The 19,014-nt window shown below is 71.4% G+C and carries 21 protein-coding genes; 13 read left to right on the top strand and 8 right to left on the bottom strand.

Annotation, left to right across the window (positions count from 1 at the left end; translation table 11 throughout):
• Window positions 1–178: 178 nt before the first annotated feature.
• From glnA to KIK06_RS29375, 6 genes are all read left to right on the top strand, one after another.
• Window positions 179–1,540, top strand: a complete 1,362-nt coding sequence (gene glnA, locus KIK06_RS13130) for a type I glutamate--ammonia ligase (protein ID WP_268643335.1) — start codon at window positions 179–181, stop codon at window positions 1,538–1,540.
• A gap of 176 nt (window positions 1,541–1,716) precedes the next feature.
• Window positions 1,717–1,968, top strand: coding sequence for a metal-sensitive transcriptional regulator (locus KIK06_RS13135; RefSeq protein ID WP_083924430.1), 252 nt, complete (start codon window positions 1,717–1,719; stop codon window positions 1,966–1,968).
• A 116-nt stretch (window positions 1,969–2,084) separates the two neighbouring features.
• A complete protein-coding gene (locus KIK06_RS13140; RefSeq protein ID WP_268643336.1) occupies window positions 2,085–2,219 on the top strand; it encodes a hypothetical protein in 135 nt (44 codons plus the stop codon).
• 17 nt (window positions 2,220–2,236) lie between these two features.
• The gene (locus KIK06_RS13145) at window positions 2,237–2,362 is read left to right on the top strand and encodes a rhodanese-like domain-containing protein (RefSeq protein ID WP_241479750.1); all 126 of its coding nucleotides are present in this window, start codon (window positions 2,237–2,239) and stop codon (window positions 2,360–2,362) included.
• A 124-nt stretch (window positions 2,363–2,486) separates the two neighbouring features.
• Window positions 2,487–3,077 carry a rhodanese-like domain-containing protein gene (locus tag KIK06_RS13150; RefSeq protein ID WP_017602078.1) on the top strand — a complete coding sequence of 197 codons (591 nt, stop codon included), beginning with the start codon at window positions 2,487–2,489 and terminating at the stop codon, window positions 3,075–3,077.
• 58 nt (window positions 3,078–3,135) lie between these two features.
• On the top strand, window positions 3,136–3,483 hold the full coding sequence (locus tag KIK06_RS29375) for a SulP family inorganic anion transporter (RefSeq protein ID WP_442789824.1): 348 nt from the start codon (window positions 3,136–3,138) through the stop codon (window positions 3,481–3,483).
• On the opposite strand, the gene KIK06_RS13155 is transcribed toward KIK06_RS29375, so the two are convergent.
• From KIK06_RS13155 to KIK06_RS13170, 4 genes are all read right to left on the bottom strand, one after another.
• Window positions 3,413–6,364 carry a helix-turn-helix transcriptional regulator gene (locus tag KIK06_RS13155; RefSeq protein ID WP_268643337.1) on the bottom strand — a complete coding sequence of 984 codons (2,952 nt, stop codon included), beginning with the start codon at window positions 6,362–6,364 and terminating at the stop codon, window positions 3,413–3,415. The genes KIK06_RS29375 and KIK06_RS13155 overlap by 71 nt on opposite strands.
• Window positions 6,365–6,456: 92 nt before the next feature.
• On the bottom strand, window positions 6,457–7,644 hold the full coding sequence (locus KIK06_RS13160; protein ID WP_268643338.1) for a globin domain-containing protein: 1,188 nt from the start codon (window positions 7,642–7,644) through the stop codon (window positions 6,457–6,459).
• A 118-nt stretch (window positions 7,645–7,762) separates the two neighbouring features.
• On the bottom strand, window positions 7,763–8,209 hold the full coding sequence (locus KIK06_RS13165) for an RrF2 family transcriptional regulator (protein ID WP_268643339.1): 447 nt from the start codon (window positions 8,207–8,209) through the stop codon (window positions 7,763–7,765).
• A gap of 39 nt (window positions 8,210–8,248) precedes the next feature.
• Window positions 8,249–9,859, bottom strand: coding sequence for an MFS transporter (locus KIK06_RS13170; RefSeq protein ID WP_268643340.1), 1,611 nt, complete (start codon window positions 9,857–9,859; stop codon window positions 8,249–8,251).
• A gap of 274 nt (window positions 9,860–10,133) precedes the next feature.
• Between KIK06_RS13170 and panB the strand changes: the two genes are divergently transcribed.
• Window positions 10,134–10,988: a 3-methyl-2-oxobutanoate hydroxymethyltransferase gene (gene panB, locus KIK06_RS13175; RefSeq protein ID WP_268645974.1), complete on the top strand. Its 855-nt coding sequence runs from the start codon at window positions 10,134–10,136 to the stop codon at window positions 10,986–10,988.
• 184 nt (window positions 10,989–11,172) lie between these two features.
• Window positions 11,173–12,213: an LLM class F420-dependent oxidoreductase gene (locus tag KIK06_RS13180; RefSeq protein ID WP_268643341.1), complete on the top strand. Its 1,041-nt coding sequence runs from the start codon at window positions 11,173–11,175 to the stop codon at window positions 12,211–12,213.
• Window positions 12,214–12,247: 34 nt separating this feature from the next.
• Here KIK06_RS13180 and npdG read toward each other — a convergent pair whose 3' ends face one another.
• The 4 genes from npdG to KIK06_RS13200 all read right to left on the bottom strand — a co-directional run bounded on the left by npdG (window position 12,248) and on the right by KIK06_RS13200 (window position 15,003).
• The gene (gene npdG / locus KIK06_RS13185) at window positions 12,248–12,943 is read right to left on the bottom strand and encodes an NADPH-dependent F420 reductase (protein WP_268643342.1); all 696 of its coding nucleotides are present in this window, start codon (window positions 12,941–12,943) and stop codon (window positions 12,248–12,250) included.
• Between the two features lie 129 nt (window positions 12,944–13,072).
• On the bottom strand, window positions 13,073–13,252 hold the full coding sequence (locus tag KIK06_RS13190) for a hypothetical protein (protein ID WP_017602070.1): 180 nt from the start codon (window positions 13,250–13,252) through the stop codon (window positions 13,073–13,075).
• Window positions 13,253–13,301: 49 nt separating this feature from the next.
• Window positions 13,302–14,234 (bottom strand): hypothetical protein, encoded by a 933-nt coding sequence (locus KIK06_RS13195; protein ID WP_268643343.1) that lies wholly within the window; start codon window positions 14,232–14,234, stop codon window positions 13,302–13,304.
• Window positions 14,212–15,003, bottom strand: coding sequence for a hypothetical protein (locus KIK06_RS13200; protein WP_268643344.1), 792 nt, complete (start codon window positions 15,001–15,003; stop codon window positions 14,212–14,214). The genes KIK06_RS13195 and KIK06_RS13200 overlap by 23 nt, the downstream gene beginning before the upstream one ends.
• Before the next feature lie 231 nt (window positions 15,004–15,234).
• Here KIK06_RS13200 and map point away from each other — a divergent pair, with 231 nt between their 5' ends.
• The 5 genes from map (at window position 15,235) to KIK06_RS13225 (ending at window position 18,935) form a co-directional block, all read left to right on the top strand.
• Entirely contained in the window at window positions 15,235–16,086 is an 852-nt protein-coding gene (map, locus tag KIK06_RS13205; RefSeq protein WP_083924426.1) for a type I methionyl aminopeptidase, read from the top strand.
• A 456-nt stretch (window positions 16,087–16,542) separates the two neighbouring features.
• Complete coding sequence (locus KIK06_RS13210) at window positions 16,543–16,788, top strand: hypothetical protein (RefSeq protein ID WP_268643345.1); 246 nt, start codon at window positions 16,543–16,545, stop codon at window positions 16,786–16,788.
• 287 nt (window positions 16,789–17,075) lie between these two features.
• Window positions 17,076–17,333, top strand: coding sequence for a hypothetical protein (locus KIK06_RS13215; protein ID WP_017598027.1), 258 nt, complete (start codon window positions 17,076–17,078; stop codon window positions 17,331–17,333).
• Window positions 17,334–17,629: 296 nt separating this feature from the next.
• Window positions 17,630–17,884: a hypothetical protein gene (locus tag KIK06_RS13220; protein WP_268643346.1), complete on the top strand. Its 255-nt coding sequence runs from the start codon at window positions 17,630–17,632 to the stop codon at window positions 17,882–17,884.
• A gap of 217 nt (window positions 17,885–18,101) precedes the next feature.
• A complete protein-coding gene (locus tag KIK06_RS13225; RefSeq protein WP_268643347.1) occupies window positions 18,102–18,935 on the top strand; it encodes a M55 family metallopeptidase in 834 nt (277 codons plus the stop codon).
• The last annotated feature ends 79 nt before the right edge of the window (window positions 18,936–19,014 follow it).

Genomic DNA, 19,014 nt, shown 5'->3' on the forward strand with positions numbered 1-19,014 from the left:
CGGGGGTCGGACCGGTCATAATGCGGATGTGGGGGTCGGAGTGCTCGGCCCCGACACCGCGTGCGGAAATACCCCGGAAATATGCGCACGGCAGACTGGGTCTGGGACACTGTGTCCGGCTTGGCTCCGCGTTCGGCGGGCCGGGAGCGGGACTGACCGGCATCGAGGAAGGTTGATCGTGAATCGACAGCAGGAATTCGTGCTCCGCACGTTGGAGGAGCGCGACATCCGGTTCGTGAGGCTGTGGTTCACCGACGTGCTCGGGTACCTCAAGTCCGTGGCCGTGGCGCCCGCCGAACTGGAGGCGGCCTTCACCGAGGGCATCGGCTTCGACGGGTCGGCGATCGAGGGCTTCGCCCGCGTGTACGAGGCGGACATGCTCGCCCAGCCCGACCCCTCGACCTTCCAGGTCCTGCCGTGGCGCAACGAGCCGCACGGCACCGCCCGCATGTACTGCGACATCCTCATGCCGGATGGTTCGCCGTCCTCTGCGGACCCGCGCCACGTGCTCAAGCGACAGCTGGGCAAGGCCTCGGACCTGGGGTTCACCTTCTACACCCACCCCGAGATCGAGTTCTACCTGCTGAAGAAGTTCCCCGAGCACGGGGAGTTCCCCGAGCCGAACGACTCGGGCGGCTACTTCGACCACACGCCGCACAACAGCGCGCACGACTTCCGGCGCAACGCCATCAACATGCTGGAGGCCATGGGCATCTCCGTGGAGTTCAGCCACCACGAGGGCGGCCCGGGCCAGCAGGAGATCGACCTGCGCTACGCCGACGCGCTCACCACCGCCGACAACATCATGACCTTCCGGCTCGTGATGAAGGAGGTGGCGATGGAGCAGGGCGTGTACGCCACGTTCATGCCCAAGCCGTTCACCGAGTACCCGGGCTCGGGCATGCACACGCACCTGTCCCTGTTCGAGGGCGACCGCAACGCCTTCTACGAGCCGGGCTCGGAGTACCAGCTCTCCAAGGTGGGGCGCGGGTTCATCGCGGGTCTGCTGCGGCACGCGGACGAGATCACCGCCGTGACCAACCAGTGGGTGAACTCCTACAAGAGGCTGTGGGACGACCCGGCCGCCTCCGCCGGCGCCGGCGGTGAGGCTCCCGCCTACATCTGCTGGGGCCACAACAACCGGTCCGCCCTGGTCCGGGTGCCGATGTACAAGCCGGGCAAGTCCAACTCCAGCCGGATCGAGATCCGCTCGATCGACACCGCCTGCAACCCGTACCTGGCCTACGCGGTGATCCTGGCGGCGGGCCTCAAGGGCATCGAGGAGGGCTACGAGCTGCCCCCCGGCGCCGAGGACGACGTGTGGGCGCTGACCGACGCCGAGCGCCGCGCGCTGGGCATCCGCCCGCTGCCGCAGAGCCTGGACGAGGCCCTGCGCATCATGGAGAACAGCGAACTGGTCGCCGAGACGCTGGGCGAGCACGTGTTCGACTTCTTCCTGCGCAACAAGAAGGCGGAGTGGAACTCCTACCGCCGCCAGGTGACGCCCTACGAGCTCCAGCGGTACCTGCCCACGCTCTGAGGCGGCGGCGCTTCGTCGTCGGGGCCCGGTGGTCCAGTTGGACCGCCGGGTCCCGGCGTTTCCGATGGAGCCGCGTGCGGCGTGGTGCTCGTCTCGAACTCCCTGAGGGCGAATGGGTACGGGTGGGGGTATGTTGTGTCCAACGGAGGTGGTCAGCGGTGGAACTCAAACCAGAGATGATCAAGGACGCCCTCACCCGGCTGCGCCGCGCACAGGGGCAGCTGAGCGGCGTGATCTCGATGATCGAGGAGGGCGAGGACTGCGTGGACGTCCTCCAGCAGCTCGCCGCGGTGTCCAGGGCGCTGGACCGGGCCGGATTCAAGATCGTGGCCACGGGCATGCGACACTGCAACGCCGCACGCGAGCGCGGCGAGGAACCGCCCATGACCGAGGAGGAGCTGGAGAAGCTCTTCCTGGCACTCGCCTGAGGTCGGAACCACCTGACCGGTGTCCGCGCATGCGGACACTCCCGTCATCCGCATACCCCCGGTACGCCTTCGTCCACCGCACACCCCTGGGCGTGTCTTCCCGAAAGGGAGACGTCATGATCTTCGCCCAGTACCACCTCGACTGTCCGTCCCAGGCCTCCCACCTCATCGGCGACGAGACCACCGGCCGTGCCGTGGTCGTCGAGGGCGCGGCCACATCCCGCGGCCGACCCACCCTCCCGGATCGGTGAACTGCCGGCTGAGCCCCGTGGTGGTCCACCGCGCGGGCGGCCACCGGTCCGGTGTCGCCGCGAGCCACGTGCGTTCGCGCGGCCGCGAGGACGTGTCAGACCTGACCGGCGGGTACAACGCCTATCAGCTCGTGTCCGTCTGACCGAGGAGGCGACGGCGTGCACCCGCGCCCGTCGTATACCCCCCGGTGTACTCATTCCTCGGGGCGGGAGCCGTCCTCTCCCGCCCCGGCACTCCCCCGAACCGCTCACCAACCTGGAGGACTCATGTCAGACACCCTCGACGTCGCGTCGGCACGCGCGCTGATCGACACCGACCCCGACACCCTGCTCCTCGACGTTCGCACCCCGGCCGAGTACGAGAGCGCCCACATCGCCGAATCCGTCAACCTGCCCCTGGGGCTGGTCCAACGCCACCTGGAGCGGGTCACGGCCAACGCCGGCGGACGCCTGGTCCTCGTCTGCCAGTCGGGGGCGCGCGCCGAGCGGTGCCGGACCGTCCTCGCCAAGGCCGGGCTCACCGACACCGCGGTCCTGAACGGAGGCATGTCCGCCTGGGCCGCCTCGGGCGCCCCCGTCGTCCGCGGCCGTGAGCGCTGGGCCCTGGAGCGGCAGGTCCGCTTGGTCGCCGGGAGCATCGTCCTCACCTCCGTGATCGCCGGCCTGTGGTGGTCCCCGGCCGTGTGGGTCGCCGCGTTCATCGGAGCGGGGCTCACGTTCGCGGCCGTCTCCAACACCTGTGCGATGGGCACACTGCTCACGAAGCTGCCCTACAACCAGCCGCGCGACGCGGTCGACGTCGAGGCCTCACTGGCGCGGATCGGCCGCGCCGGCGGTCGGGCCACCGGAACCGCGTGAGCGCCGGGGCCGACGGCCACCCTTCCGGCCCTGGTGGTCGGCGCGGTTTCCACTGGTGATGGGCCTGCTCCGGCTCGGCGGACTCGCGGACTTCCCGTCCCGCTCCGTCCTGTCGGGGTTCACCTCCGCCTCCGCCGTGCTCGTCGTGGCGAGCCGGGTGAGGGACCCGCTCGGACTGGACGCCGCGCGTTCGGCCACGCCGCCGGGCACGGCGGCGGCCGTCGTGGACGGTCTGACGACGGCGCACGGAGCGCATGTCGCCCGGCCTGTTCGGCGGGCTTCCGGTCGCGGACGGGTTCGCGTGCGGCGCGGTCGAAGTGGCCCCGTCCCCGGAGTCAGCCGATACCGAGGTCGCGGGCGCGCACGGCGGCGGCGTTGCGGTTGGACACCCCGAGCTTGGCCATGAGGTTGGTCAGGTGCACGCTCACCGTCTTGGCCGAGATGTGCAGCGCCTGCCCGATCTCCCGGTTGGTGCGGCCCTGGGCGACCTCGGCGAGCACCTCGGCCTCGCGCCGGGTGAGCCCCGCGGGCGGGACCTCCCCGGAGGGGGCGGCGGTGGCGCCCTCGGCGGCTTCCAGGGCGGGCGGCGCCCCCTCCGCCAGCCCGTGGCGGATCCGCAGCAGGGCCGCCTGACGGCCGATCAGTGTGAGTCCGTACCGCGCCGCCGTCCCCTCCACGACGGCGAGGTGGGCGGCGGCCCGGTCGCGGTCACCGGCGCGCAGGGCGGCCCTCACCGCAACCAGCAGGAGCTCAGCCTGGAGCACCGTCCGCCCCTGTGTCCGGGCCAGGTCGAGCGCCTCCTCGCAGGACGCCAGGGCCTCCTCGGGGTCCTCCGCGATCAGCCCCGCCAGGTACCCGGCGGCCAGTCGGCGGCCAGGGTGGCCCGGCCGCTCACGCAACGTGTCCAGGGCCGCCCGCAACTCCGTGATGGACTCCCCTACCTCCTCCCTACGGTCCGGGTCCTCGGCCGAAGAGACCAGGACCTCCGCGATCTCGGCGAGGAAGGCCGCGTACAGGTCCTCCGGCAGTTGCCACCGGCCGCCCCTGCTCCGGTCCAGCAGTTCCCGTGCGAAATGGAGTGCCTCCGTGGCTCGTCCCTCATGGAAGGCGAGCCGCATCATCGTGAAGTGGATCGGCAGGTACTCGGTCGGCGAGCTGCTGCTCTCAGGGAGCAGCCGTCGGAACTCGGTCATGGCCGCGCGCAGCCGGTCCACGTCCCACCGGACGAGGGCGAGTTCCATCACCACGGTCAGTGCCCTGGCCTGAATGAGGGAGTCACCGGTGATCTGGTCGAGGAACGGCTCCACCTCGTCCAGCCGCCCCTGGGAAAGGCGGAGCAACGCCATCATGGCGTGGAAAGGACCGCTCTGCGTTCGCGTCAGCCCGACCTCCTCGCAACGTCTCAGCCCCTCCACAGCATTGGCCAGGGCTTCCTCCATCCGCCCCAGGTGTTTGAGGACCCCACCGCGATTGACCAGTCCGCGCAGCTCAACCATGACGAATCCGTGTTCGCGGGCGAGCGCGGTGCCCTCATTCAGCAGTTCCAGACCGGCTTCGCCGTCCCCCACATCCAGGCAGCCCAGGGTGATCAGCGCGTCCGCCTCGCTGCGCCGGTCGCCCGTCTCCCGGGCCGCGGCGAGCACCCGGGTCGCGGTGATTCCGGCCTGCTCGGCGTGGCCGCGCATCATCAGGGTCGCGGCGAGAGTGGCCCCGACCGCGCCGCGCCCGGGATGGCCGTCCGGCAGGACGATGAAGGCGTCGGCCAGATCCTCCAGGGCGCCGTCCCGGCCCAGTTCCTTCAGGGCCTGGGCGCGGGCGTGCCGGAGTCCGCCGATGAGCTCGCCGTCGGCCGGAGGCGGGGCGTACGGGTCGTGGTAGTCGTCGACCCCGAGTTCGCTCAGGCCGTCGGTGGCGTGGGCGACGGCGCGGCGCAGCGAACCGGCGACGAGGGACACCTCGGCGGCCCGCCGCAGGACCTCGCCGCGGGGCTGGCCGACGCGTTCGACGGCGTCGGGGACCCGATCCCACAGCTCCAGGACGCGTTCGAGCAGCGCCAGGTGTTCGGGGTAGGCGGCGGCGTCGGCCGCGTGGTCCGCGGCCCGCCAGGCCGAGGTGAGCGCCAGTGGCTGGTCGCGCGCCTCGTGGGCGTGGTGGGCGAGCTGGATCGCCCGTTCCGTCTCGGAGAGGCCCGGGACGCCCTTCTCCAGCGCCTCGGCGTAGCGGCGGTGGGAGCGGACCCGCTCACCGGGCAGCAGGTCGGTGTAGACGGCCTCGGCGAGCAGGGCGTGCCGGAAGGAGTAGCCGCTCTCGGTGGCGCGGAGCACCTGGGCGTCGACGGCCTGCCGCAGGGCTCGCTCCAGCTCCTCCTCACTGGTACCCGAACAGCGCGCGGCCGCCGCCAGGACGGGGTGTTCGACGTGTTCGCCCGCTGTGGCGGCCAGGCCGAGCAGGCGGCGCGTGGCGTCGGGCAGCGCCTCGACCCTGGCGAGGAGCAGGTCCCGGGGGCCGTCCGGGAGGCCGCCCCCGACCGGATCGGGGCCGGCGAGGAGGGACTCGACGAAGAGCGGGTTGCCGCCGCTGCGTTCGTAGAGCAGGTCGACGTCGGCTGGGGTGAGCGCGTGGCCGCGCAGTACGGCCGCCTGGGCGGCGACCTCGTCGCGGGTGAGGGGGCCGACGTCGAGCCGCCCGACCCGGGGCAGGCGCTGGAGTTCGGGGAGCAGGCGCCGCAGGGGGTGGGTGCGGTGCAGGTCGTCGGTGCGCACGCTCACCAGCAGGTGGAGGGGGACCGCGCCCAGGTTGCGCAGAAGGAAGACGAGCAGGTCGCGGGTGGAGGCGTCGGACCAGTGCAGGTCCTCGACGACCACGGCGAGGCCGCCCGGCTTGGCGCGCTCCTCCAGGAGGGTGAGGACGGACTCGAAGAGGCGGGCACGGCTCTCGTCGGCGGGATCGGGGCGGGCGCCGAGTTCGGGGACCAGCCGGGACAGCTCGCGAGCGTGTACGGCGGGGTGCGGGGCGCCCTCCTCGGGGGCGAGCTGGCGGATCAACGTCGTGAAGGGCGCGAACGGGACTCCGTCCGCGCCCAGTTCGAGGCATCCGCCCACGGCGGTACGGGCCAGCGGGGTGCGGCGCAGGTACTCGTCGATGAGCCGCGTCTTGCCGACCCCGGCGTCGCCGCGGAGCAGGACGGCGCGGGCGCCGTCCTCACGTGTGCGGCGCGCGTCGCGCGCGAGCCGGGCGAGGTGGTCGTCGCGTCCCACGAGGGGGGAGGGAGGGTCGTGCTCCAACATGCCGTCCAGTATGTCGGGTTCATTCGACCAGTGGCACGGCGTTCTGCCCGGAGGCGGACCGGTGTCCGGCCGCCTCCGGGAGGACTCGGCGGTCAGGCGGTACCCAGCCACAGGTCGGGGCCGAACACCTCGTAGTGGACGTCCCTGGCCGGTACGCCGGCCGCGATCACCTGAGCGCGCACGTCGCGCATGAACGGCAGCGGACCGCACAGGTAGACCTCGCAGTCCCCGGGCAGGGCGACCCCGTCCAGGTCCATGCGCCCCCGGTGCGCCGCCCCCTCCGCGCCGGTCTCGTACCACACGTGGTGCTCGGCTCCGGGGATCCGGGCGACGAGGCCCGCCGCCTCCTCGCGGTGCGCGTGGTCCCCCGGCGAGCGGTCGGCGTGCAGGACGAGCACGCGGCGGTCACCGCCCCGTTCCACCAGGTGGTGCAGCATCGCCAGCATGGGGGTGCAGCCGATCCCGGCGGAGGCCAACACGACCGGCCGGTCACCCTCGCCGAGAGCGACGTCTCCGGCGGGGGCGGACACCTCCAGCGTGTCTCCGACCCTGACGGTGTCGTGCAGGAGCGTGGAGACCTCCCCCGCGGGGCCGTCCACCGCCCGCAGGCGCCTGACGGTGATGCGGCGGCGCCGCCCCTCCGCTCCGGTCAGGGAGTACTGGCGCGCCTGTCGGACGCCGTCGGGCATCCGCACCCGCACGCTCACGTACTGGCCCGGCCGGAACTCCGGAGCGGGGGCGTCGCCCTCGGGTTCGAGGGTGAGGGAGACCGTGTCAGGGGTCTGCTCGCGCCGCCCGACCACGCGCCAGGAGCGCCACACGCCCCCTCCGGCGTGCCCGCCCTCGGCGTACAGGCGGGCCTCCAGGGCGATGAGGGCGCCGGCCATCAGCCAGTAGACCTCGTCCCAGGCGGCGACCACGTCGGGGGTGGCGGCCTCGCCGAGGACCTCGGCGATGGCGGAGAAGAGGTACTTGTGCACGATCACGTACTGGTCGTCGGTGACACCGAGGGAGACGTGCTTGTGGGCGATCCGCGCGAGTAGGGCGTCGGGCCGCTCGTCCGGGTGCTCCAGCAGAGCGGTGGCGAAGGCGGCGATCGACCCCGCGAGCGCCTGACGCTGTTCGCCGGAGGCCTGGTTGCCCCGGTTGAACAGGCCGTCGAGGAGTTCGGACCGCTCGCTGAGCATCGTCTCGTAGAAGCGGGCGGTGATGGCGTCCAGCGCTCCGGCCACGGCCGGGATCGTGGCCCGCACCGTCGCCGCCGACTCGGTGGAGAGCATGTTTCCTCCCTCACCCGGGGAAGGGTGCCCCGGGACAGATAATTGGTATCTGAAATGCATATTAAGCCCGCCGCGACGACCTCCCCATCCGGGGTACGCAGAACGGAGTATCAGCAGTTCAGAGCGGCTTTTCCGGTTCCCGCAGCAGAGTCAGGACGTCGTGGGTCGGCTGCGCCACGAGGGACTCCACAGTCACGGCGTCCAGCGAGGCGTAGAAGGCCTCACGCGCCTCGCGCAGCGCGAGGCGCAGACGGCAGGCGGACCGCAGCGGGCAGGGCGGGTCGTCCTCACAGCCCGCGAGGTCCCCGGCCCCCTCCAGTTCCCGGACGATCATCCCCACCGACACACGGCGCCCCCGGTCGGTCAGCAGCAGGCCGCCGCCCCGACCCCGACGCGTCTCCACCAGCCCCATCTCGGACAGGCGGGCCACGGCCTTGGCCAGGTGGGTGTAGGGCACGGCGAGCATGCCCGCGGCGGTCCGGGTGGTGAGGAGTTCGCCCTCCTCCGCCACCGCGAGCCGCATGACCAGCCGCAGGGAGACGTCGGTGAAGGCGGTCAGACGCATGTCCCCACGGTAGCCGGGGCCCGGCCCGCTCGGCCCGGATCAGCCGGAGGTCTCATCCTCGCGGTGGTCACCGCTCGCCACGGCCTCCTGGCCCTCGGCGGGCTGGTGTCGCCCCGCCTCGCGCGGCATCCAGATGAGGACGACGACCAGGCCGAACAGGCCGATCCCCAACGAGATGAGGGCGGCCAGGTGCAGCCCCGACATGAACGCCTCCTTGGCCGGGGCCACGAGCTCGCGACCGTCCTCTCCGATACGCCGGACCATCGCGAGGGTGCCCTCGATCGATTCCCCCGCCGTGTGCAACTCCTCCGCACTGGTCCGGGAGGCCCCCTCCCCCTCCGCGAACGCGTCGAGGGCCGGGCCGACCTCCGCACGGTAGCGGGTGGAGATCACCGCTCCCAGGGTCGCCACCCCCATCGCGGTGGCGACCTGGCGCACCGTGTTCTGCACGGCGGAGGCGGCGCCGGCCTTCCCCGGCGGGACCGCGGACATGATCGCGTCCGTGGCGGGGGTCAGCACACTCGCCATCGCCGCGGCTTGGAGGAAGAAGACCACCAGGATGAGCGGAACCGGCGTGTCCTGGCTGAGCTGGCTGAAGAACAGGAAGCTCCCGCAGGCCACCAGGACGCCCGCGGCGGCGACCCTGCGCGGCCCCGCCCAGCGCACGAGCGTGGGACTGAGCGGCGCCATGATCATCTGCCCCACGGCGGAGGGCAGCACCAGCATCCCGGCGACGAACGGCGTGAACTCGCGCACGCTCTGCCAGTAGAAGCTCAGGAAGAAGATGATCCCGGCCATGCTGAAGAACAGCACCATGATGACGGCCATGGCGACGCTGAACCGGGGATCGCGGAAGAAGCGGACGTCCAGCGAGGGGTCGGGGGTGCGCGACTCGTGCAGGAGGAAGACCGCGACCAGGGCCACACCCGCGACGAGCGCGCCGTACACGTCCCAGTCGGTCAGCGACGCCCTCTCCCCGGCGGTGATGATGCCGTAGATGAGCAGCACCAGCCCCGGAACGGACAGCAGCACGCCCAGCACGTCCGGCCGTCCGGGGTTCGGGTCCCGCGACTCCGGGATGAGGAAGAACACCAGGGCGAGCCCCAGCAGGACGAACGGCACGTTGATGAGGAAGATCGACCCCCACCAGAAGTTCACCAGCAACAGGCCGCCCGCCGTCGGCCCGATCGCCAGGGCCAGGCCCACCGAACCCGCCCAGATCCCGATCGCGCGGCCGCGCTGCTCGGGCGGGAACACGTGGGTGATGATCGACAGCGTCTGCGGCATCACCATGGACGCGCCCAGGCCCATGGCCGCGCGGGCGAGGATGAGCTGTTCGGGGGAACCCGAGTAGGCCGAGGCGGCCGACGAGGCTCCGAACACCACCAGGCCGCACACCAACAGGCGGCGACGGCCCCACCGGTCCCCCAGCACGCCGAAGGTGAACAGCAGGCCGGCGAACACCAGCGTGTAGGAGTTGATCGCCCACGCCAGCTCCGACTGGCTCGCGCCCACCCCGGCCTCGGGGTCCGACAGCGTGCGCAGCGCGACGTTGAGGATCGTGTTGTCGGCGACGATCACCAACAGACAGATAATGAGCACGCCGAGCGCGCCCCACCTGCGCCGGTACGCCGTCCGCGAGTCCAACATCCCACCTCCATACCAGGGTTCCCGGGAATGATCCCATGACGCGAACCGGTTGTATCCCAAGGAATGCGGCGCAACGGCGGCATGCGATGATGCTGGCGTGCGGCACCGGCCGACCGCCCGGACACGGCGGCGCGGCTCCCCGTCCCGCACACGCACGGTCCCGTCCAGGACCGACCGGCCCCGAGGGGCCTCCTCGCGCGCACGCGCGAGACGATCTCGTCCACACGTCCGGGGACACCACACGGTGCTTCGAGACAACGGAGGAAGACACATGATGACCACCTCGATCACGACCCCCTCTGACGGGAAGAGCCTGTACGGCGGGGTCACCAGCCGACGCGTCACCGTCCGCGACCTGGCCGCGGCCAAGGAGCGCGGCGAGCGCTGGCCGATGCTGACCGCCTACGACGCCCTCACCTCCCGGATCTTCGACGAGGCGGGGATTCCCGTGCTGCTCGTCGGCGACTCCGCGGCCAACGTCGTCTACGGCTACGACACCACGGTGCCGGTGACCATGGACGAACTGGTTCCGCTGACCGCCGCCGTGTCCCGCTCCACCCGGCGGGCGATGGTCGTGGCCGACCTGCCCTTCGGCGCCTACCAGGGATCGCCCCAGCAGGCCCTGGAGGCGGCGACCCGCTTCATGAAGGAGGGGCGGGCCCAGGCGGTGAAGCTGGAGGGCGGCCACACGGTGGCCCACCAGGTGGAGCTGCTCGTCTCGGCCGGGATCCCGGTGATGGGCCACATCGGCCTGACCCCGCAGTCGGTGAACACCCTCGGCGGTTATCGGGTCCAGGGACGTGGGGAGGCCGCCGCCGGGCTGCTCAAGGACGCCAAGGAACTGGAGCGCGCGGGCGCGTTCTCCGTCGTGCTGGAGTGCGTCCCCGCCGACCTCGCCGCCCAGATCACCGAGCAGTTGGGCATCCCGACCATCGGTATCGGCGCGGGTCCGTCCACGGACGCCCAGGTGCTGGTGTGGCAGGACATGGCCGGGCTCAGCCCCAAGGTGGCCAAGTTCGTCAAGACCTACGCCAACCTCGCCGACACCCTGCGTGAGGCCGCGTCCGGGTTCGCGGACGAGGTCGTGGGCGGCGCCTTCCCCGAGGAGCGCCACTCCTACGCCGGCTGACCGGAAGCGATCCGGCCCGGTGACGCCGGCCGGGGCGCCCGCCCCGGCCGGCGTCGCCGTGTCCGGGGGCGGCCGAACCCGTCTCCAAGTGTGAGGGAGGCTACTTTCCGAACGGCGCTCGGTAGTACAGTCGCTGCGTACCCAGCACCGACACGGGCCGGGACCGGCCCGCCGGGGAGGACCAATGCGCATCTCGATGCCGCTCCAGTACGCGGGCGAGCCCAAAGCCGCGGTGGACCAGGTGGTCGAACTGGAGAAAGTCGGGCTGGACACCGTGTGGGTGGCCGAGGCCTACGGGTTCGACAGCCCCACCCTGATGGGCTACATCGCCGCCCGCACCGAGACGGTGTCGATCGGCTCCGCCATCCTGCCGCTGTACACCCGCACCCCGAGCCTGGTGGCCATGACGGCCGCGGGGCTGGACGACCTCTCCGGTGGGCGCGCGATCCTCGGACTGGGCGCCAGCGGCCCCCAGGTGATCGAGGGGTGGCACGGTGTCCCCTACACCAAGCCCCTGGCGCGCACCCGCGAGACGATCGAGATCTGCCGGAGGATCTGGGCCCGGGAGGAGCGCCTCACCCACGACGGGGCGGTCTTCCAGCTCCCGCTCCCCCCGGATCAGGGCACCGGCCTGGGCAAGCCGCTCAAGATCATCAACCACCCCGTGCGTCCCGACATCCCCGTCTACGTCGCCGCGCTGGGCGAGAAGAACGTCCAGATGACCGCCGAGATCGCCGACGGGTGGCTCCCCCACCTGTTCGTTCCGGAGAAGGCCGACGTCGTCTGGGGTGAGGCCATCGCCAAGGGGAGGGCCAGGCGCGACCCCGCCCTGGGCGAGCTGGAGATCTCCGCCGGCGGTCTGCTGGCCATCGGCGAGGGCGAGGACACCAAGCGGCTGCTCGACCTCGTCCGCCCGATGATCGCGCTGTACGTGGGCGGCATGGGCGCCAAGGGCAGGAACTTCTACAACACCCTGGCCCGCCGGTACGGCTACGAGGAGGCCGCGGAGACCGTCCAGGACCTGTATCTGGAGGGCCGCAAGGACGAGGCCGCCGCGGCGGTGCCCGACGAGTTCGTCGAACTGACCAACCTGGTCGGCCCGGAGTCCTACGTACGCGAGCGTGTGGAGGCCTTCCGCGCGGCTGGCGTGACCAGGCTCAACGTCACCCCGGTGGGCGGGGACCCGGTCGCGCTCGTCGAGAGGGTCAAGGACTGGGTGTCCTGACGCTCCGGGGCGCTCCCGGGTCCGGGGGCGCCCCTCACAGTCCCGTGATCCGGATCCCCGCGTGGGTCTTGTAGCGGCGGTTGACCGCGATGAGGTTCGCGGTGAGCGCCTCGACCTGGTGGGCGTTGCGGAGCCTGCCTCCGAACACCCCGCGCACCCCGGGAATGCGCTCGGCCAGGGCGCGCACCTCGTCGGTGGCCGCCCGGTCCTCACCCAGCACCAGCACGTCGAGGTCGACCGTGTCCACGTCCGGGTCCAGCAGGACCACGGCGGACACGTGGTGGAAGGCCGCGGTCACCCGGCTGTCCGGCAGCACCTCGGCGGCCTGCTGGGCGGCGCTGCCCTCGGCGACGTCGAGCGCGAACGGCCCGCGCTTGTCGAAGCCGAGCGGGTTCACGCAGTCCACGACGATCTTGCCCGCCAGGGCGTCGGCCAGGCTCACGAGCAGTTCACGGTGTCCGTCCCAGGGCACGGCGACGATGACGATGTCACCGGCGGCGGCCGCGTCGGCGTTGGACAGGCCCTGGACGTCGATCTCGGCCTTCTCCGCCGCGACCAGTTCGGCGGCTGCGGTCGCGGCCCGCTCAGCGCTGCGGGAGCCGATGAGGACGCTGTGCCCGGCCAGGGCGAACCGGCGGGCCAGCCCCCGGCCCTGGTCGCCCGTCCCCCCGAGGACGGCGATGGTCCTGCCCGCGATGTCGACGCCCTCGGGCGTGGTCGGTTCGGTCATCAGGCTTCCTCCCGGACGAGACGGTCGTTGACGGAGTCGTGGGCGCCGCGGCGCTCCCCCTCCCGCCCGGGGAGGGGATGAACGCCGATCCTGTCAGAGGGGAGCGGGAGGGGAACGCGCGCCCCGGCCTCAGCGGTCCTCCTCCGCCTCCCACTCCTCGTTGCGCTCGGCCGCGATGGAGAGTGCCCGCGCGGCCGTGGCCTCGTCCTCGTAGGGCCCCATGCGCTCGCGGTTGGGGCAGCCCGCGCCCTGTTCGACCCGCATGTGCTTCAGGCAGTACCACCAGTCGCCGCCGTGTATCTCACTCACCGTCGCCCGCCTCTCGTCGTCCGGAACGGATGTCCCACACCTACCATTCCTATGTGAGTTGGCCAGTGTCGGCCGAACCATATGAATCCGGGCCCCTGGCCCGGTGATCTCCCGAACGGTCCTGGAGATCGCAGGACAGCACGAGCCGGTCACGCGGGCGTACCCGGGTCTTACCTACCCCAGAGGGTGTGCCCGGTATCCCGCGTGGGCCCGTGGTCCCCCGCGCCCCGGGGGCGGGGCCGGTCTGGTCGTCGGCTCTGCGCACACGATCCTCCGGTCGTGTGCGCGGCCTGGACCGACGCCGGATCCCGCACCCCAGGGCGCGCCGTCCGATCGCCACCGACGCGGCATGATGCCCCGTCACGGTGACATTGGTCTTCCCCCTGGTCTGCTGTTGGAGCGGCTCCTTCCAGTACCGGCGCCCCCAGACCGAGGTGTGGGCGGGGTCGACCGCGACCACCACCAAACCGGCGTGGGAGGCCGTCCCCCGCAGCCGGTCACGGAACCGGGCGGTGGGGATCCCCGCCACCGTGCGACGGAAGGTCTTACCGCGCCTGCCCCGGCCCATCGTCTCCCGCCCGGTCTGGCGGGCGTCGGTGAAACCCAGGTTCTCGATCGCCACCCCGGCACAGCCGTGCTGGTGGTCAAGCCGGATGAGCTGGCTGATGGCGGCGCGCAGCCGTCCGTCCCGGATGTTGGTGGGGCCGGTCAACTCCAGCGGGACGGTGAAGAGAGCGCCGACGGGGTTGCCGTGCGAGTCGAGGACGCAGGCGGCCAGGTGGTCGGCGTTCAGGTCCACCCCCAACAACCGCACCCCCTGTGCGGAGAGCTCATCAGGGGTGGGCGGGGTCGGGTTCTCCACCGCCCAGGACACGTCCACGTACCAGCGGCCCCGCTCGACATCGTGGGTGAGGTCGTAGCGCACCGCCCGGCCGGCGGTGACACGGTCCAGCCATTCGTCACGGCGGTGGGAAAACCGCACCGTGCAGGAGAGCCGATACCGGCCCCGGGGCGCGTTGGCCGGATGCCTCAACGCCTCGGGCAGGGCGACGGTGACCGACCCGCCGTCGGCGGTGGACGGTGATGGTGTAGTCGCCGAACGGCGCGCCGGTCTCGCCGTCCGCGGTCGGGAACAGCCGCGATGCCTCCCACCTGCGGCGCCACTCGACCTCGGACAGAGCGGCGTCGGCCAGGTGGTGACGGGTGTGCAGCAGTCTCCTTCCGCCGACCACGATCGCCGGACGACCGGCCTCGATCCGCGCCTCGACCTCGGCCAGACGGGCAGTGAGCACTCCCAGACGGCGCTTCTTCTGCCAGCGCTCGGAAGTGTGGGCGTAACCGCGCACCCCGTCCCGGCGCTGGCCGCACGGTACGGACAGGCGCCGCCGGAGCGTGCGGATGGCGCGGGTGAGCATGGCGCGTTCGTCGAACAGGGACCGCACCGCGAGCTGGTACTGGTCCTCCGAGGTGCGGGTGATCGCCCCCGCCCACCGCGATGAGGACACCTTCGTCAACGCCTTCTTACGTTCGGCCCGCCGGTTCTGCCTGACTGGAACCATGCCGATCCGCACACGTTCGGCCAGGTCGGCACGGGCCAGGGACCCCAGGTGAGTACCGAGCACGACCAGGACACGTTCATCGGCCTCGCTCACCCGCAGCCGGTCACGAATCCGCGCACCCGTGGGCGGGGCGACGGTGAACGGGGCGGCCAGCACGCGCGTTCGACGCGTGGCGCGGCGCTTACGGCCCACCGGCTCACCCCCTTTCCCTGATCGGCGGTGATCACGGTAGCGAAGGACACCGACACACAGCGCCACGACAGCGAAAGGCCCCGGGACAGCGGGACTGTTCGTCCGGTTATGACCAACAGCAGCCGACAAGACCGGGAACAGCTCCCAACCCGTGGTGGGGCACCCCTCACACCCGTCGGGCCCGGATCGCCGAACTCGTACGGTGGTAGGCACGAACTACAATCTGTGTCCATGACTACTCCGCTGGTTCCTGGGCGCATCTCGCCACAACGTTCGGTTCCCTCCCACATCGTCCGGCCGGAGTACGTCGGACGGAAGCACCCGGTGGAGGGCGTTCTCGGTGACGTGCAGACCCCCGAGACCATCGAGCGGATGCGCGAGGCCGGACGGATCGCCGCCCAGGCGCTCCAGGAGGTCGGCAAGCACGTCGAGCCGGGGGTGACCACGGACGAGCTGGACCGGATCGGCCACGAGTTCCTGCTCGACCACGGCGCCTATCCGAGCACGCTCGGCTACAAGGGCTACCCGAAGTCGCTGTGCTCCTCGCTCAACGAGGTGATCTGCCACGGCATCCCCGACGACACCGTGGTCTCCGACGGTGACATCGTCAACATCGACATCACCGCGTACAAGGACGGCGTGCACGGTGACACCAACGCCACGTTCCTGGCGGGAGACGTGGCCGAGGAGAACCGTCTTCTGGTCGAGCGGACCCGCGAGGCGACGATGCGCGCGATCAAGGCGTGCCGCCCGGGTCGGCGGATCAACGTCATCGGCCGGGTCATCGAGTCCTACGCCAGGCGCTTCGGTTACGGCGTGGTCCGGGACTTCACCGGTCACGGTGTGGGCCCGGAGTTCCACTCGGGTCTGGTGATCCCGCACTACGACGACCCGCGCGCGGACACCGTCATGGAGCCGGGGATGACGTTCACCATCGAGCCGATGATCACGCTCGGCGGGGTGGACTACGACATGTGGGACGACGGGTGGACCGCCGTGACGGCCGACCGCTCGTGGACGGCCCAGTTCGAGCACACGCTCGTCATCACCGACTCCGGCTCGGAGATCCTCACCCTCCCCTAGGCGGTGTTTTTTGGGTCCTCCGCTTCGCTTCGGACCGTGTTCGGGCGCCCTCAGGGCAGGGATTCTTCATCCTCGTCCTCGCCTGTCGCTCGTTCCTCGCTGGCGGCTCGACTCGTCTTGCAGAACCCCGCCAGCGCCCGAACGACACCCCCTCGGGTGACCGTTCCAAGAAACAGGCCCTAGACGGACGGTGCGCGTGCCCCGGGAGCCACGGGTTCCCGGGGCACGGTCGTGTCCGGGGTGCGCCAGGACGCTCCGAGCCCCGGACGGGGGCGTCGAGCTGTCACTCCTCCGACACTTCAAGCGGACAAATGCCCCCATATCACCGCATACTTGGTCAATTCGGTGACAAACCGCACATATCAGGGCACATTTTGCGCATCCTCGTAAGCGTGCCGCTCGAAGGAGCGGAAGCGACCGGAGTGAGCACCGGTCCACACTCAGGGGGGAGATCCCATGATGAAGACCATGTCGCGAGTCCTGATCACCGCCGTCGCCGCGCCCACGCTGGCGTTCGGCCTCCCGACCGCCGCCTTCGCCGACAGCTTCTACGAGGCCGACCAGACCGTCGCCGGCCCGCACGGCGCCAGCTCGACGCACGTCTGTTCGGCGGCGTTCGACGGCGGCCACGGCTTCGGGTTCGGATTCGGCGGCTTCGGCAAGCGGGGTTGTGACGACCACCGGGGCCCCTGGATCTGGTAGCCCACAGGACCGAGTACCGGACATCGTCCGGCTCGCGAGAGGGGGTGCCGGGGAGCAGTGTCTCCCCGGCACCTCTCATGTTTGCCCCACCTCCGAAGACGGGCCCCGAACTGTCACTTCTCCGACGGTTCAGGCCCCAGATCCCCTCTTATCTCCACACACTTCGTCAATCCAGTTACAAAGCGCACATATTCGACCACGATCTGCGCATCCTCGTAAGCATGCCGCTCGAACGAGCGGAAGAGGCCGGGGCGATCGCACCGGCCGATGCACAGGGGGGAGATCCCATGATGAAGACCATCTCGCGAGTCCTGATCACCGCCGTCGCCGCGCCCACGCTGGCGTTCGGCCTCCCGACCGCCGCCCTGGCGGACAGCTTCTACGAGGCCAACGCCACCTTCGCCGGCCCGCACGGCGCCGGGTCGCAGAGCATCTGCGCCGCGGCCTTCGACCGCGGCCACCACCACGGCCCGTGGATCGGCGGCGGCTTCCACGGCAAGAGGGGCTGCGACCGCGACTTCCACCGTGGCCCCTGGTTCGACTAGAGCCACGCGGGTCCACCAGATCAGCCAGACCAACACCGGACACCGTCCGGATCGCGGGTCGGATGCCGGGGAGCGACGCCTCCCCGGCATTTCGCGTGCCGCACCGGCCCCGGAGGGCGAACCAGAGCTCCGCCGACAGGCCAGAGTGGACAAATGCCCCTTCTCGACATACTTCGTCAATTTGGTTACAAAGAGCGAATACTCAGTCACAATCTGCGCATAATGATCAACGTGCCGCTCGAACGAGCGGAAGCGACCGGAGCGAAGCACCGGTTCACACACAGGGGGGAGATCCCATGATGAAGACCATCTCGCGAGTCCTGATCACCGCCGTCGCCGCGCCCACGCTGGCGTTCGGCCTCCCGACCGCCGCCCTGGCGGACAGCCTCTGGGAGGCCAACGCCACCTTCGCCGGCCCGCACGGCGCCGGGTCGCAGCACATCTGCGCGGCCGCGACCGACCACGGCCACCACCACGGCCTCGGCCACGGGGGCTTCAAGCGCGGCCTCGACTGCGACCGCGGCCACCACCACGGCCCGTGGCGCCCCTAGTTCGGTCGGGTGAGCGCCGGACGCACACCGTCCGGACCGCGCACCGGGTGTCGGGGAGTCCCGAGCTCCCCGACACCTCGACCACCGCCCTCCGCTCCCGGTTCGCCGGGGGCGGGGGGCGCTCCCGTGTGCGCGGCGCCCGGCTCCCCCGCCCCGCGCGCGTCCCCGCCCCCGCCCCTCCCTGGATCGGCCGGGGCCGCAGGGTTAGGGTCGCCGCATGAGGATCCTCGTCTCCGCCGACATGGAGGGCGCCACCGGCGTCACCTGGCCCGCCGACGTCGAACCCGGGACCGAGCAGTGGCAGCGCTGCCGGGCGATGTTCACCGGCGACGTCAACGCCGCGATCGAGGGCCTGTTCGCGGGCGGAGCGAGCGAGGTGCTGGTCAACGAGGCGCACGCCACGATGCGCAACCTCCTCCTGGAGCGCCTGGACGAGCGCGCCACCATGATCACCGGCCGCCACAAGGACCTGTCGATGGTCGAGGGGATCCAGCACGGCGACTGCGACGGCGTGGTCTTCCTCGGCTACCACTGCGGCGCCGGGGACGAGGGGGTGCTCGCGCACACCTACCTGCCGGGCGCCCTCACCGGGGTATGGCTGGACGGCGAACCCGCCAGCGAGGGTCGGCTCAACGCGGCCGTGGCCGCCGAGTACGGCGTCCCCGTCATTCTCGTCACCGGCGACGACCGCGCGTGTGAGGACGCCGCGGCCTACGCGCCGTTCGCCCGGACGGTTCCGGTCAAGGAACACGTGAGCCGGTACGCCGCGCGCTGCCTCCCCCCGGCCCGCACGGCCAAGGAGATCCGTGCCGGTGCGCAGGCCGCCATGGTGCTCTCCGGACGGCTCGGCCCCGAGGAGCCCCGGACGCACACCGTGGAGGTGGCGTTCGACTCCGCGCACCTGGCGCAGGCCGCCGACGTCGTTCCGGGCGTGACGCGTACGGGGGTGCTCGGGGTCCGCTACACCTCGCCGAGCGCCTACGAGATGATCCGCTGCTTCAAGGCGGTGACCACGCTCGCCGCGCGGGCGATGGAGGAGGACTACGGGTGACCGTCCGGGGCGGCAAGGAGCGTCTTCGGGACTGATGAGCGGTGTCGCTGTGTACGGTGAGACCGTGACCCGGGTCACC

Source organism: Nocardiopsis sp. EMB25 (genome assembly GCF_026797795.1).
Lineage (GTDB): Bacteria > Actinomycetota > Actinomycetes > Streptosporangiales > Streptosporangiaceae > Nocardiopsis > Nocardiopsis lucentensis.

What these genes read in the sequence shown, in the direction of transcription:
- KIK06_RS13135 (WP_083924430.1), top strand. Translation starts at nt 1,717, where the DNA reads ATGATCAAGGACGCCCTCACCCGGCTGCGCCGCGCACAGGGGCAGCTG.
- KIK06_RS13180 (WP_268643341.1), top strand. Translation starts at nt 11,173, where the DNA reads ATGCGCATCTCGATGCCGCTCCAGTACGCGGGCGAGCCCAAAGCCGCG.
- panB (WP_268645974.1), top strand. Translation starts at nt 10,134, where the DNA reads ATGACCACCTCGATCACGACCCCCTCTGACGGGAAGAGCCTGTACGGC.
- KIK06_RS29375 (WP_442789824.1), top strand. Translation starts at nt 3,136, where the DNA reads ATGGGCCTGCTCCGGCTCGGCGGACTCGCGGACTTCCCGTCCCGCTCC.
- KIK06_RS13155 (WP_268643337.1), bottom strand. Translation starts at nt 6,364, where the DNA reads ATGTTGGAGCACGACCCTCCCTCCCCCCTCGTGGGACGCGACGACCAC.
- npdG (WP_268643342.1), bottom strand. Translation starts at nt 12,943, where the DNA reads ATGACCGAACCGACCACGCCCGAGGGCGTCGACATCGCGGGCAGGACC.
- KIK06_RS13160 (WP_268643338.1), bottom strand. Translation starts at nt 7,644, where the DNA reads ATGCTCTCCACCGAGTCGGCGGCGACGGTGCGGGCCACGATCCCGGCC.
- map (WP_083924426.1), top strand. Translation starts at nt 15,235, where the DNA reads ATGACTACTCCGCTGGTTCCTGGGCGCATCTCGCCACAACGTTCGGTT.
- KIK06_RS13210 (WP_268643345.1), top strand. Translation starts at nt 16,543, where the DNA reads ATGATGAAGACCATGTCGCGAGTCCTGATCACCGCCGTCGCCGCGCCC.
- KIK06_RS13220 (WP_268643346.1), top strand. Translation starts at nt 17,630, where the DNA reads ATGATGAAGACCATCTCGCGAGTCCTGATCACCGCCGTCGCCGCGCCC.
- KIK06_RS13215 (WP_017598027.1), top strand. Translation starts at nt 17,076, where the DNA reads ATGATGAAGACCATCTCGCGAGTCCTGATCACCGCCGTCGCCGCGCCC.
- KIK06_RS13150 (WP_017602078.1), top strand. Translation starts at nt 2,487, where the DNA reads ATGTCAGACACCCTCGACGTCGCGTCGGCACGCGCGCTGATCGACACC.
- KIK06_RS13165 (WP_268643339.1), bottom strand. Translation starts at nt 8,209, where the DNA reads ATGCGTCTGACCGCCTTCACCGACGTCTCCCTGCGGCTGGTCATGCGG.
- KIK06_RS13140 (WP_268643336.1), top strand. Translation starts at nt 2,085, where the DNA reads ATGATCTTCGCCCAGTACCACCTCGACTGTCCGTCCCAGGCCTCCCAC.
- KIK06_RS13170 (WP_268643340.1), bottom strand. Translation starts at nt 9,859, where the DNA reads ATGTTGGACTCGCGGACGGCGTACCGGCGCAGGTGGGGCGCGCTCGGC.
- KIK06_RS13225 (WP_268643347.1), top strand. Translation starts at nt 18,102, where the DNA reads ATGAGGATCCTCGTCTCCGCCGACATGGAGGGCGCCACCGGCGTCACC.